The organism is Massiliimicrobium timonense (genome assembly GCF_002160865.1).
GTDB lineage: Bacteria > Bacillota_I > Bacilli_A > Erysipelotrichales > Coprobacillaceae > Allocoprobacillus.
Genome location: NZ_NFLJ01000007.1, coordinates 1 through 12139 on the forward strand (window position 1 = coordinate 1; position 12139 = coordinate 12139).

Below are 12139 nucleotides of genomic sequence, written 5' to 3' on the forward strand. Positions count from 1 at the left end.
TTTTTGTTAAACTATATGTAAAGGGGGGGAATATTATGCTTTGTGATTACCATGTACATACTGATTATAGTGATGATAGTACATATCTTATGGAAGATGTTGTTAAAGATGGGATAAAGAAAGGGTTATCTGAAATATGTTTTACTGATCATGTTGATTATGGAATTAAATATGATTGGGATGATCCCAGAGCTTTTCAAACCAGAGATGGTATGTGTTTTGCGAATGTCAATTATCATGAATACGCTAAAGAAATTGCTGAATTAAAAGAAAAATATAAAAATCAAATCACATTGAAAATGGGACTGGAATTTGGTATTCAGACACATACAATTGAAAAATATCAAAAATTATTTCATGAATATCCTTTTGATTTTATTATTCTTTCTATTCATCAGGTAGAAGATCAAGAATTTTGGACACAGGATTTTCAAAAAGGCAAAACACAGCTTGAATATAATATGCGCTATTATCAGGAAATGCTTGAGGTTGTAAAAACATATAAAGATTATAGTGTTTTAGGACACATGGATTTGATTACACGTTATGATTTAAATGGTGTTATTGATTTTGCTTATATTCAAGATATTGTCAAAGACATTTTAGAGATTGTTATCAAAGATGGTAAAGGCATTGAAATCAATACTTCATATCATCGTTATGGCTTAAAAGATATGACACCTTCTCGAGATATTTTAAAACTTTATAAGGAATTGGGTGGTCAAATCATTACAATCGGTAGTGATTCACATCAACCCGATCATCTCGGTGCTTATATTGAAGAAGCCAAAGAAGAACTTAAAAAATTAGGATTTCAACATTATTGTACTTTTGATAAGATGCAACCTATATTTCATGAACTTTAAAAGCTAACCCCAGGGTTAGCTTTTCAAATAACTATTTGATATCAATTTTTAAATCTTTAAAGAAGGCTTCTGTTCCAATATCTACAAAAAATCCAACTGAACCTTTCAAATCTTTCCCATGTTTCATATCTTCTACAACAAGAATCAGCTTATCATTGATATAAAATGAAGCATGTTCATCTTCAATAACTGCTTTTAATTGAATCCATTCATTCAAATCAATATCAGCAGGTGCTTCATATTGTGTAATCTGATGATTTCTAAAATATTCAAAAGTATATTTTGGATATGAAAAATACTGACATCCATGCGTTTTTCTCATAGGATCTTGACATTGTTTACCATTTGTTGGTCGTACATAAAATGACTCAAATTGCTTGTCATCATCTGTAATACGATAAGCAATACCTATAAATCCTCTTGCGAAATCTGGTGCATCAGGTAATAGACGACTTAACATTTTCACTTCGATTGTTCCATTGTGAAATGAAAAATCTTTTAATTTTGCATAAGTATTTTCATCAAATTCCATGATTTTTTCAACTTTGATAACTCTTAATACTTTTTCACCATCAAGTTCTACATTTTCAATATTTGTATGAACAGGTATAAAAGACTTTTTATTTAAATCCATTTGTTTTTCCATTGTTCTTCTCTCCTCTATCATAATATACTCCAAATTTGATAAATTTGTAAGTAGGCACTTTTTTGTGCTATAGTTACCAAAAAGTAGGAATTATAAAAAAAATTGATTTTATGATTTGCATCATGATATGCTTATATCATATAATTCTTATATACATAACTTTTGGCATATATCATAAAAATTGACTATAAGGAGTGTTTGAAATGATCAAAAAAGAAAATTTACCTGAATGTCCTGTTGCGACAACTGTTCAACTTATAGGAAGTAAGTGGAAACTACTCATTTTAAGAGATTTGATGACTGAAAAAAAACGTTATAATGAACTAAGGAGATCATTAGATGGAATTTCTCAAAAAGTTTTAACTGCTACGCTTAAATCCATGGTAGAAGATGGTATCGTCATTAGAACGGCTTATCCTGAAGTACCACCAAGAGTTGAATATAGTTTAAGTGAAATAGGTGAATCGCTTCGTCCTATTATTGATATTATGGGACAATGGGGAACATATTATAAAGAAACTTTGCAAGAATAAAAGGAAAGTTCAAATGTTGAAAATAACATAAGAACTTTCCTTTTATATATGAGATTTATCTGTTTTTTGTGCTTCCATAAAAGCATAAATATCATCCGGACTTTCTTGCATGCCTCGTGCAATCCACTCTTTAATCCAGCCATAAATGCCATAAGTCATATAAGCGACTGCATAGGCTTCTGGATTAGATAATTGATTATCTTGAATCATTAATTTTTTTAAAGTATTTCTAAATAAATAAAATAAATCTTTTTGATAAAGTAAAATATAAAAATCTTTATAAGCTACCAAATGTTCAAATAAAGTTTTCATAATCAATTCAAAGGGCATCTGATCTTGAAGTTTCCATTCTTTGATAATTTTGTCAAGATATTGTTTTAAAATATCTTCTTTATCTTTATAGTTACGATAAAAAGAAACTCTCCCAACTTGAGCTTTTTCAGTAATTTCACTAATCTTTATATCCTTTAAATTTTTTGTATTTAAAAGTTCTAATAATGCTTTTGTCATTGCCACTTTGACATATTGATTTCTTTCATCATTATCCATGATGTAACACAATCCTCCTTTTCGTATCATTTTTTTAAATAACTTGAATAAGCCAACCAACCATGATACACTTGTTTCATCCGATGATACATATGTTTCATCAGAATTTTAACAAAATACAAACGATCTTGTCAAGATAGAAACGAAAGGAGAACATATGACTTTAACAAAAACACGTATAATGATTCTTTTGATTATTGCTATTATGGCTTTTGTATTAGGAAGATTAGCATTGAGAACTATTTTAAACTTACTTTTAGGTGGTACATTATTTGGAGGAAACTTTTTATGAGTTTAAAAAAGGGAGGCCGCAAAATGTTTATATTTATATGCATAATGACATTTGTCGTTTGTTTTTTACTAGGAATAGGTTCAAAAGTTGTGTTAAAACCTTCATGGGCCAAAAATTATGAAGTGAAAATGACACCAGAAGTTGGAACATTGTATACTGATTTATCTTATGGCGAAAAAGAATCAAACCGATTTGATATGTATTTACCTCATGATCAGACAAAAAAACATTATGGATTGGTTGTTTATCTCCATGCTGGAGGGTTTACCTCTGGAGACAAATCAGGAGATAAAGATATATTATCATGGCTTTGTTCCAAAGGATATGTTGCTGTTGGGATTAATTATACACTTTTTAATGAAGACAATCCTGATGCCAATGTCTATACACAATCTCTAGAAATCAAAGACGCTATTCCTCACATTATTGAACAAGCCAAACAATATGGTTATTCTATTGACAAAATGGCCATTGCCGGAGGATCAGCAGGACATACTCTTGCGATGATTTATGCCTATCGTGATGCCAAAACATCCCCTATACCCGTTCAGTTACTCTTTGGTGCTGTAGGTCCATCTAGCTTTTATGTTGAAGATTGGGATAATTATGGCTTTAATCAAAATACAGATAAAGCCAGACAAGGAGCAGCAGAGTTATTCAGTGTTATGTCTGGAACACAGATTACATCTGAAATGATTCAAGATCAGACCTACCTTGAAAAAGTCAAACATATATCAGCTCTCATGTGGATTAACGATGAGACTGTGCCAAGTATTGTTGCTTATGGAAAATATGATAAAGTTCAACCCTTTAAAGGTTCCCAACGTTTATTAAAAGCCTATCAAAAGCATCATGTTGATTATCAATATTTTGTAGCTGAACACTCTGGACATGGCTTGCAAAATGACAATAAAATCTATCATCAATATATGCAAACAGTAGAAGCCTATTTAGAAAAATATATGCCTGTAAAGGAGTCAACAAATAAATGATGAAAAATATAATAAAAATAATAGCTATAATTCTTTTGATTTTGATATTGCTTGTTGGTGGCTTACTTTTATTCATATCCACAATTCCATCTGTTCCAACTCATTATACAAGGATTATTAAAACAGGTGGCTTAATAGAAGCTAAATATCTTCAATTCGGTCCCAATCATGTCACATATCAAAAAGAAAAAGGAACTGAACTTACAAAATATTTTCATATCTATTATCCTCAAGAGTTAGAAAAGACACAAAAACAATATCCTGTTGTGGTTATATTAAATGGGACAGGTATTTTACCTAAAAAATATCCTGCTTTATTTCAGCATTTGGCCTCATGGGGATTTATTGTCATTGGCAATGATGATCCAAGCACCGGATTTGGTTTATCAGCTGATGAAACAATTGACTACTTAATAAAAATCAATGATGATCAAAATCATATTCTCTACCATCATATTGATTTCAAACACATTGGCATAACAGGTCATTCTCAAGGTGGTGCAGGTGTATTAACTGCTGTATCTCATACAAAACATCAAAATATTTATAAAACAGCCGTTACTTTATCACCTACCCATGAAAAAATGGCTCATGATTTTGGATGGTCCTATGATCTCACCCAAATTTCTATTCCCCTATTCATGATTGCAGGAACAAAAGGTGATTTTGAAACCAAAGCTGTCATTCCTTTAGAAGCCATGATAGAAATGTATAATAAAGTTCCTTCATCAAAAGTGATGATGCGAAGAAAAGATACTGATCATGGAGGAATGTTATATTCAACAGATGGATATGTGACAGCATGGTTGATGTGGCAATTACAAGATGATATTTATGCTAGTCATGCCTTTTTAGATGACAATGCTGAAATATATCATAATAATTTATATCAAGATGTTCAAATGAATGAATAACTTATTGATTAGAAAAAGAGATTTCTTTTATAACATACAAACTATGTTTTAGAAATCTCTTTTTCAATTCTTTGCATATATAATAAAGGATAAGGTTCTCCCTGTTCATCTAACTCTGTACGTTTATAAACTTCAAATCCCATATGTTCATAAAAACCTTTGGCTAGTGGATTTTGCTCATTTACTGCAAGTTTATTAACTGCATAATGATCAATCCCATATTGTAGTAACTCTTTACCCATTCCTTGTCCTCTATACTCATCACCAATAAATAACATTTCCAGCATATGATCAGCAATCCCCATAAAACCTGTTGGTGTTTTATCTTCTTTTTGAGATACAAGTAATATAGAAATATTTTTTAATGCTTCTGGGACATATTGTTTAATTTGATTAATCTCATCATTGGATAAAAATAAATGTGTTGCTCTTACAGAACTTTCCCATACCTTCAATAAATCTTGTGTTAATCTTTCATCTCGTTGTTTAACTTCTATAATACCCATTTTTATGTCCTTTCTTTATTAATCAAATTGTGTCTGCCAATTGGAATCATGAAATGCTTGAAAACACATTTCAATCTGTTCTTTTGTTGTTTTTTCATGAGCTTAAAGATGATGGTAAATCATCTCTATCAAAATATTGTATTTCCGTTGTTTCAATATTATCTATAAACTGACCACTTAACAAATGACACAAAACAAAGATTTTACAAATGCTATAGGCATAGACAGGTTGATTATGTTGATTACGATCTTGGACAGCAATTCATTTTATAACCATAATCTTCTCAATAATCCCCCATCATCATCTGAAAAAATGTCATCATTTTTTACAACATCATCATTTATAACAACATCTATATCACTAAAGCCATAATATTCACTTAAATCCTGATCTGTTCCATTGGCAGCCAATCTATTTTGTGTAGCAAATGAAACAGGTCTATTCATCTTCTTCGCATTTTTTAAAATGATATCAACATCATATTTCTTTAGTGGATTTGAAAATATTGTTTTCTCTTTTGAAAAATAATAAGATCTATTATATGTCAAATAAGCATCAAATTCTATGTCTTGAAATTGAGGCACTTGCATTGGTTAGCGTCCTGTCGCAACACAAAGCTTGATTCCATTATTTTTTAACCTTTTCATTGTTTCTAATATCTTTTTAGATATTTTCTTTTTTGTCATATCTATTAATGTTCCATCAATATCAAAGAATATGATTTTTTATTGTTTCACCACCATTTCATTATGTTTTGTAAAATTATAACATATCAATTTCAAAAAACATAAAAAACAATGAATATTTTAATCAAAATTACATTTTAGTAAACTCATAGATTTCATATGTAGATATTTTTCATGTAAAAATCATCTATCCATTGAATCACCAAATCCAAATATCTTATTCCTCTTAAAATTATCACTTTTCAATTTCATCTATAAATCTTTTTATTTCTTTGTTTTCAAAAGCCATCATAGTCTTGTAGAACAAAATGATTGAATTATAAAGTTCCTTAGTATTTTGAATGAATATCATAATATGTTTTTAAGCTTTTTACAATGCTCCTATGATAGAAACTTTTGAATACTAAATAATATATTTTGCATCTTAATATAAAGATTGACCTGTTGGTGTTAATGTTAATCCTTTATATGTACGATGAAATAACAAGATTCCAATACGTTCCTCTAATGAATTGATTTGCTTTATAACGGCATTCGTGGAAATATACAATTGTTCAAATACTTTAGAGAAACTTCCTGCATCAGCAACTTTAATAAAAGTATCTCATTGATGATTATACATGCTTAATCATTCCTTTTATAACATATATTGAGATAGAAAATGATATAAGATATCATTCGTCATATGATTAATCTTTTCATCTTCTTTTAATTGCCAATAAGATTCATGTAAATCACATTCTCCACAAATATCTACCCCAATCACATTTTGGTGTTTAAAAATATCTTGAAGTATTTTTTCCAATGTCTTAATAGACATATTTCCTTGATCCCAATTCGTTCTTGCCCAGTAACGATCAAGAACATCTTTATCAATAGAAATATAAGCAGGTAATGTCAAATCTACTTTTTTGATTTGTAAGTGAGCGACATCTTCTTCCTGTTCATTGACACTAATGTAAATCACTTTGGATGCTACATCATTATTTTCTATATTTTGTTGACTAGGGCCAATAAGAATAAGCTGTTTTAAATAGGCATTTTCATGCAATAATTCTCCTGCCCAACTTCCACAGCTTGTTAAATCATGAATCATAGGTTGAAGCATATCGGTATGATGATCAAACAAAACAAGGGAAAATGGCTTTTTGATTTTATCAACAAATACCTTTGTCATATAATGGTAATTTCCATTATCCAAAAAATGAATACCTTCAGGTCCATAATTATTTAAACGTCTTTGAATTTCTAACATAGCTTCATGACTACAATACATATCAGTCCCTTCAATATCACTTAAATCTATTCGTATAAGATGATTAACATCATTTCCAATATTAGCAGGATATATATGTGAAAAATCTAATAATAAATTCTGTTCCAAAATACGTCACCCCTATTTATATCTTAACATGAAAGACAAAAAAAGTGAAAATAGAGTACTAAACTTTTGATAATGAAAATAAGATAGATAAAGTAATAATTTTATCTACCTTCCTGTAATATCCATCCAATAATAATATGAGCATTATTTTTATGCCAATCTTGTTAAAACTGGTTCATTAAGCATATCTTGATTCTGAACAAGATCTTCCTCAATTTCAATCTTAATTGAATAAAAATTTTATGTCAATGAATTAAAATTCATATGAAAATATAGATATTGAAACTCATTATTTATATATGAAAAAACTGTACCTTTATAAAGTACAGTTTTTTCATCAAATTAATAACAACATCACAAATCTCTTATCAACAATACCTTTTTTGTCAAAATCCAAGATATGATATAAACAACAAGGGATACAGTTAAAACAATAAGATATGTTGATAAATGATTTCCTAAAAGAAGGAACAATCCAATGAATATACCTGCAGACACAGGATAAGAAATAATTGAGCCTAGAATACTTTTTGTTTCATCAGTAAGAAAATAGAACGGTAAAATGATTCCACCAGCAAGTAAAGCCATGGCAACACTAATACAAACAAATATCATCACTCCATCATTGTTTGAACCAATGACAGTTGAAGCAATATATCCAAAAACAATTCCAAAAACCAATCCAATTAAACTTATTCCTAAATAAGAAATATATTTACTATCAACATAAGTTCTTCTAGAAATCCTTGTTGTAAGAACTGTTTTAATCCATCTAGATGTTTTATCTAAAGTAATTGTCGTTGTTACAATCATTCCTAATAAGACTGTTGCCAGTACCGTTAATACCCATGGTGTTGAAAGATAAGATAGACTTGCTCCAATAATGATAAATACAACCGTTAAAATCAATAAACTATTTTTGACAATGTAATAATCTTTTAATAATAAGCCTTTCATTTAACAAGCCCCCTTTACATACATCAACATAATTTCATCAATATTGGCTGGTATAACCATTGCTTTTGGATATTTCTTTTCAGCTTTCTGTCTATCAGCAACCAATACCTGCCATTCATAATCTTGTTTTCTATATGCAATCATATCTTCCTTATCCAATGCATCAAATTGAGCCGCACCACATTTCATAATACCATATTTTTCTAACAGTTCATCTTTAGGTTTTGAAAAAATAATCTTACCTTCATGAATAAATACAATATAATCAGCTACTTTTTCTAAATCACTTGTAATATGAGATGAAATCAAAACAGAATGTTCTTCATCTTGAATAAAGTCTAATAACATATCCAATATCTCATCTCTCACAATTGGATCCAAACCACTTGTGGCTTCATCAAGAACCAGTAATTTTGAATGATGTGAAAAAGCTACAGATATAGAATATTTCATCTTCATTCCTTTAGAAAAATTCTTGATTTTTTTATTCATTGGCAATTGAAATTTGACTAACATTTTTTCATATGTGTTCATATCCCATGTTTTATAAATATTCGCAAAAACTTTTCCTAACTGCTTTGGATTGAGTTCATCAGGATAATTATTACCATCAAAAACAACACCAATTTCATCTTTAGAAACTTCATCAATGTTAGAACTTCCTAACATTGTGATTGTTCCACTTTCTATATTTGTCAAACCCAATATCGAATGAATCGTTGTACTTTTTCCTGCCCCATTTCACCAATTAAACCTACGATACTTCCTTCAGGCACATGAAAAGAAATATTATCTAAAGTAAAGTCCTTATAATGTTTTGTAACACCATCAAGTTTTAATGCTAATTTCTCCATAATCTTAATCCTCCTCATATAACAAAGATAATAAAGACTGTAGTTGTTCAAGTTTGATTCCACTAACTTTTGCTATTTCTATCGCTTCAGTCAAATGTTCTTCAATTCTTTTTTGTTGTTCTTCTAAATAGAAATCTTGATTTTGAGCTGACACAAAGCAACCTTTTCCAGCTGTGGTTTCAATAAAACCATCTGACTGAAGTGTATCGTATGCTTTTTGCACTGTTAAAACACTAATATGCAATGATTTAGCTAATCCTCGAATAGAAGGAAGTGCTTCACCTGCTTTTAACTCTCCACTCATGATTAAAGCTTTTATTTGTGATGAAATCTGCTCATAGATGGGAACACTTGCATGATTATTAATAAATATTTCCATTCAATCACATCCTTTTGTATTATACTGTATTACTATTACAAGTACATAATACTATCATATACAGATGTCAATATCTTTTTAAATAATCTCAAATTATTCTTTATTATTAATAGCTAATAAACAATTTTTCCAAAGGCAATACAACATGATTTATTCGAATAAAACAAAAAAAGATTTTATAAATGCATTTATATTTTAATAAAATTTCATTTATCTATAAAATCGTTATAAATAATCGTATATCATTTTCATTATCTAGAATACACATAAAAATCACTGTAAAAAAAAGAACAAAACGTTAATTCGTTTGCTCTTAATTTTATTTATTCAACACCTACGATAAATGAATATACTGGTTGTTGACCATCTACACATTCTATTTCAGCTTCAAAATGATCTTCTACATAATCTTCAATTTCTTGAACTTCATCTTCTGTAACATCTTCGCCATAGATTAATGTAATAATTTCAGAATCATCATCAACCAAATTGTTTAAAGTTTCCTTTAATGCATCCACTTTATTAGGAACACAAGCAACAATATCTTTTTCACATAATGCCATATATTGATTAGCTTTAATATCAACACCATCAATATTTGTATCTTTAATTGCAAATGTGACCTGTCCTGTTTTGACATGAGCAATCGCATCATTCATTTCAGCAAGATTATCTTCTAAAGATACTTCCGGATTAAACATAATACATGCTGATAATCCTTGTGGTATAGTTTTAGAAGGTACAACTTTGACATCTACTTCATCTTCTAATATAATCGCTGCCTGTTGTGCTGTCATCACAATATTTGAATTATTAGGTAAAATAATCACATGTTTAGCGTTGACATCTCTAATCGCTTGAACGATATCTTCGGCAGATGGATTCATTGTCTGTCCACCACTGACAACATAGTCACAATGTAATTCTAAGAACATATCTTTGATACCTTTACCAGCAGCCACACTAATAATAGAAACTTCTTTTGGTTCTTCTTTAGGTGCAGTCAAAGTTGCTTTAGCATTGGCAGCAGGTGTATTATTAGCTTCTAAGATAGAATTATGCTGTTCCTGCATATTTTCAATCTTTAACTTAACAAATTCACCATATCTTTGAGCTGTATTTAAAGCATTACCCGGTTTTAATGTATGCACATGTACTTTGACAATATCTTCATCCTGAACCACAACAATACTATTTCCAGGTAATCTTTCTAATTCATTTCTTAAGTTTTCTTCTTTAAAGACTTTAATTTTTGCAGGATCTAATCGTAAGATAAACTCTGTACAATAACCATAAGCTTCTTCACTATCTGATTCTACATCAACAAGTGCTTCTTTTGCAGCTTCTCCTTTAATATCTACTCGTTCAATTTCTTCTCCTGCAAGAGCTGCCATAAATCCTGTCATAATTAACAATAATCCAGCTCCCCCACTATCAACCACACCAACTTCTTTGAGTACAGGTAAAAGTTCTGGCGTTCTTTCCAGTGATTCTTCAGCTTCTTTAACAAAGTAAGAAAAAACATCTTCAATCTCCATTCCCGGTTTCGCATATTGAACAACAGCTTCACTTGATTCTCTAATAACTGTTAAAATTGTCCCTTCAACTGGACGCATAACAGCTTTATAAGCCACTTTAGCTCCATTTTGTAGAGCTTGTGCTAATTCTACAGCATCTACTTGTTTTTTCCCTTCAAAAGCCATAGAAATTCCTCTAAAGATTTGTGAAAGAATAACACCAGAATTTCCTCTTGCTCCCATCAATAAACCTTTAGATAACTTCTTTGAAATTTCATATATATCGTTAGAATCTAATTTTTCAATTTCACTTGCACCAGAACTAAATGTCAAAGACATATTTGTTCCTGTATCTCCATCTGGTACAGGAAAGACGTTCAATGCATCAATCTCTGGATGGTTATTATGCAAAACAGTTGCTCCAGTTATAACCATCTCTTTAAACAGTTTACCATCAATGATTCTCATGTTAACCCTCCACTAATCTGTCACACGAATGCTTTGTACAAACACATTCACTGCTTCAATATCAATATCTAAAGTTGTTTCTAATACATATTTCACTTTCTTTTGTACTTCATAAACAACTTCAGAAATTTTCACTCCATATCCAACGATAATATAAACATTTAAAATGATTCCTGTTTCCCCATCTTCTACGACAATCCCTTTAGCATAATTATCTTTACCCAAAAGACCATAAAAACCATCTTTCATAATCTTTTGACTTGCCATTCCAACAACACCATAACACTCTGTTGCAGCACCCCCAGTAATACTTGCAACAACATCTAATGAAAGATGTATATCTCCTAAATCAGTTGTTTTCGTTATCATAACTATTCCTCCGTTCTTATCATAAATTTATAAATAGTTACCTATATTATATCTCATTTTTAAATTATTGACAATTATTTCATGGCAATGCATACGCATTATAACCCACTTATATTCTCTTGTAAATAAAATTTAAAAAAATATTGAAATATTCATCTTTTTCAGATATTATAAAAACGTTCAAATACAATATTTTTTTATTTTTATATGAAAAAGTATTTGCATT

18 protein-coding genes are annotated in these 12139 nt (G+C 29.7%); 5 read left to right on the top strand and 13 right to left on the bottom strand.

All coding sequences use genetic code 11. The features are described from left to right. Window positions 1–35 precede the first annotated feature (35 nt). Window positions 36–866, top strand: coding sequence for a histidinol-phosphatase HisJ family protein (locus tag B5E75_RS03170; protein ID WP_087357424.1), 831 nt, complete (start codon window positions 36–38; stop codon window positions 864–866). Window positions 867–897: 31 nt separating this feature from the next. Here B5E75_RS03170 and B5E75_RS03175 read toward each other — a convergent pair whose 3' ends face one another. After that, window positions 898–1512: a family 16 glycoside hydrolase gene (locus B5E75_RS03175; RefSeq protein ID WP_204209640.1), complete on the bottom strand. Its 615-nt coding sequence runs from the start codon at window positions 1510–1512 to the stop codon at window positions 898–900. Between the two features lie 203 nt (window positions 1513–1715). On the opposite strand from B5E75_RS03175, the gene B5E75_RS03180 reads away from it, so the two are divergent. After that, complete coding sequence (locus B5E75_RS03180) at window positions 1716–2045, top strand: winged helix-turn-helix transcriptional regulator (RefSeq protein ID WP_087357343.1); 330 nt, start codon at window positions 1716–1718, stop codon at window positions 2043–2045. Window positions 2046–2087: 42 nt separating this feature from the next. Here the strand turns inward: B5E75_RS03180 and B5E75_RS03185 are convergent, their stop codons facing one another. Continuing rightward, on the bottom strand, window positions 2088–2594 hold the full coding sequence (locus B5E75_RS03185) for a TetR/AcrR family transcriptional regulator (RefSeq protein ID WP_158093978.1): 507 nt from the start codon (window positions 2592–2594) through the stop codon (window positions 2088–2090). 157 nt (window positions 2595–2751) lie between these two features. Here B5E75_RS03185 and B5E75_RS14920 point away from each other — a divergent pair, with 157 nt between their 5' ends. From B5E75_RS14920 to B5E75_RS03195, 3 genes are read left to right on the top strand one after another with little or no spacing between them, the layout of a single operon-like run. Next, entirely contained in the window at window positions 2752–2886 is a 135-nt protein-coding gene (locus B5E75_RS14920) for a hypothetical protein (protein ID WP_255374748.1), read from the top strand. A gap of 23 nt (window positions 2887–2909) precedes the next feature. Then, window positions 2910–3878, top strand: coding sequence for an alpha/beta hydrolase fold domain-containing protein (locus B5E75_RS03190; protein WP_087357426.1), 969 nt, complete (start codon window positions 2910–2912; stop codon window positions 3876–3878). After that, window positions 3878–4792: a poly(ethylene terephthalate) hydrolase family protein gene (locus B5E75_RS03195; RefSeq protein ID WP_162607628.1), complete on the top strand. Its 915-nt coding sequence runs from the start codon at window positions 3878–3880 to the stop codon at window positions 4790–4792. Before B5E75_RS03190 ends, B5E75_RS03195 begins: the two co-directional genes overlap by 1 nt. Window positions 4793–4833: 41 nt before the next feature. Here the strand turns inward: B5E75_RS03195 and B5E75_RS03200 are convergent, their stop codons facing one another. The 11 genes from B5E75_RS03200 to B5E75_RS03245 form a co-directional block, all read right to left on the bottom strand. After that, window positions 4834–5298 (bottom strand): GNAT family N-acetyltransferase, encoded by a 465-nt coding sequence (locus B5E75_RS03200; RefSeq protein ID WP_087357345.1) that lies wholly within the window; start codon window positions 5296–5298, stop codon window positions 4834–4836. A 267-nt stretch (window positions 5299–5565) separates the two neighbouring features. After that, window positions 5566–5889, bottom strand: a complete 324-nt coding sequence (locus tag B5E75_RS03205; RefSeq protein ID WP_087357346.1) for an HAD family hydrolase — start codon at window positions 5887–5889, stop codon at window positions 5566–5568. 3 nt (window positions 5890–5892) lie between these two features. Continuing rightward, window positions 5893–6021, bottom strand: a complete 129-nt coding sequence (locus tag B5E75_RS15040) for an HAD family hydrolase (protein WP_420866384.1) — start codon at window positions 6019–6021, stop codon at window positions 5893–5895. Between the two features lie 388 nt (window positions 6022–6409). Continuing rightward, window positions 6410–6580 carry a helix-turn-helix domain-containing protein gene (locus tag B5E75_RS14810; RefSeq protein ID WP_275086201.1) on the bottom strand — a complete coding sequence of 57 codons (171 nt, stop codon included), beginning with the start codon at window positions 6578–6580 and terminating at the stop codon, window positions 6410–6412. A 42-nt stretch (window positions 6581–6622) separates the two neighbouring features. Then, window positions 6623–7369 (bottom strand): arginase family protein, encoded by a 747-nt coding sequence (locus tag B5E75_RS03220; RefSeq protein WP_211964809.1) that lies wholly within the window; start codon window positions 7367–7369, stop codon window positions 6623–6625. A 354-nt stretch (window positions 7370–7723) separates the two neighbouring features. Continuing rightward, window positions 7724–8326, bottom strand: a complete 603-nt coding sequence (locus tag B5E75_RS03225) for an ABC-2 transporter permease (protein ID WP_087357349.1) — start codon at window positions 8324–8326, stop codon at window positions 7724–7726. Further along, a complete protein-coding gene (locus tag B5E75_RS03230; RefSeq protein ID WP_338037063.1) occupies window positions 8327–9025 on the bottom strand; it encodes an ATP-binding cassette domain-containing protein in 699 nt (232 codons plus the stop codon). Next, window positions 9022–9180 carry a P-loop NTPase family protein gene (locus B5E75_RS15000; protein WP_338037064.1) on the bottom strand — a complete coding sequence of 53 codons (159 nt, stop codon included), beginning with the start codon at window positions 9178–9180 and terminating at the stop codon, window positions 9022–9024. Before B5E75_RS15000 ends, B5E75_RS03230 begins: the two co-directional genes overlap by 4 nt. A 4-nt stretch (window positions 9181–9184) precedes the next feature. Beyond that, a complete protein-coding gene (locus B5E75_RS03235) occupies window positions 9185–9559 on the bottom strand; it encodes a GntR family transcriptional regulator (RefSeq protein ID WP_087357350.1) in 375 nt (124 codons plus the stop codon). A 323-nt stretch (window positions 9560–9882) separates the two neighbouring features. Beyond that, on the bottom strand, window positions 9883–11544 hold the full coding sequence (locus B5E75_RS03240; RefSeq protein ID WP_087357351.1) for a DAK2 domain-containing protein: 1662 nt from the start codon (window positions 11542–11544) through the stop codon (window positions 9883–9885). Window positions 11545–11556: 12 nt separating this feature from the next. Further along, window positions 11557–11913, bottom strand: coding sequence for an Asp23/Gls24 family envelope stress response protein (locus tag B5E75_RS03245; protein WP_087357352.1), 357 nt, complete (start codon window positions 11911–11913; stop codon window positions 11557–11559). Window positions 11914–12139 lie beyond the last annotated feature (226 nt).

Coding starts and splice junctions, on each gene's coding strand:
- B5E75_RS03170 (WP_087357424.1), top strand. CDS start 36: ATGCTTTGTGATTACCATGTACATACTGATTATAGTGATGATAGTACA.
- B5E75_RS03175 (WP_204209640.1), bottom strand. CDS start 1,512: ATGGAAAAACAAATGGATTTAAATAAAAAGTCTTTTATACCTGTTCAT.
- B5E75_RS03180 (WP_087357343.1), top strand. CDS start 1,716: ATGATCAAAAAAGAAAATTTACCTGAATGTCCTGTTGCGACAACTGTT.
- B5E75_RS03185 (WP_158093978.1), bottom strand. CDS start 2,594: ATGGATAATGATGAAAGAAATCAATATGTCAAAGTGGCAATGACAAAA.
- B5E75_RS14920 (WP_255374748.1), top strand. CDS start 2,752: ATGACTTTAACAAAAACACGTATAATGATTCTTTTGATTATTGCTATT.
- B5E75_RS03190 (WP_087357426.1), top strand. CDS start 2,910: ATGTTTATATTTATATGCATAATGACATTTGTCGTTTGTTTTTTACTA.
- B5E75_RS03195 (WP_162607628.1), top strand. CDS start 3,878: ATGAAAAATATAATAAAAATAATAGCTATAATTCTTTTGATTTTGATA.
- B5E75_RS03200 (WP_087357345.1), bottom strand. CDS start 5,298: ATGGGTATTATAGAAGTTAAACAACGAGATGAAAGATTAACACAAGAT.
- B5E75_RS03205 (WP_087357346.1), bottom strand. CDS start 5,889: ATGCAAGTGCCTCAATTTCAAGACATAGAATTTGATGCTTATTTGACA.
- B5E75_RS03225 (WP_087357349.1), bottom strand. CDS start 8,326: ATGAAAGGCTTATTATTAAAAGATTATTACATTGTCAAAAATAGTTTA.
- B5E75_RS15000 (WP_338037064.1), bottom strand. CDS start 9,180: ATGGAGAAATTAGCATTAAAACTTGATGGTGTTACAAAACATTATAAG.
- B5E75_RS03235 (WP_087357350.1), bottom strand. CDS start 9,559: ATGGAAATATTTATTAATAATCATGCAAGTGTTCCCATCTATGAGCAG.
- B5E75_RS03240 (WP_087357351.1), bottom strand. CDS start 11,544: ATGAGAATCATTGATGGTAAACTGTTTAAAGAGATGGTTATAACTGGA.
- B5E75_RS03245 (WP_087357352.1), bottom strand. CDS start 11,913: ATGATAACGAAAACAACTGATTTAGGAGATATACATCTTTCATTAGAT.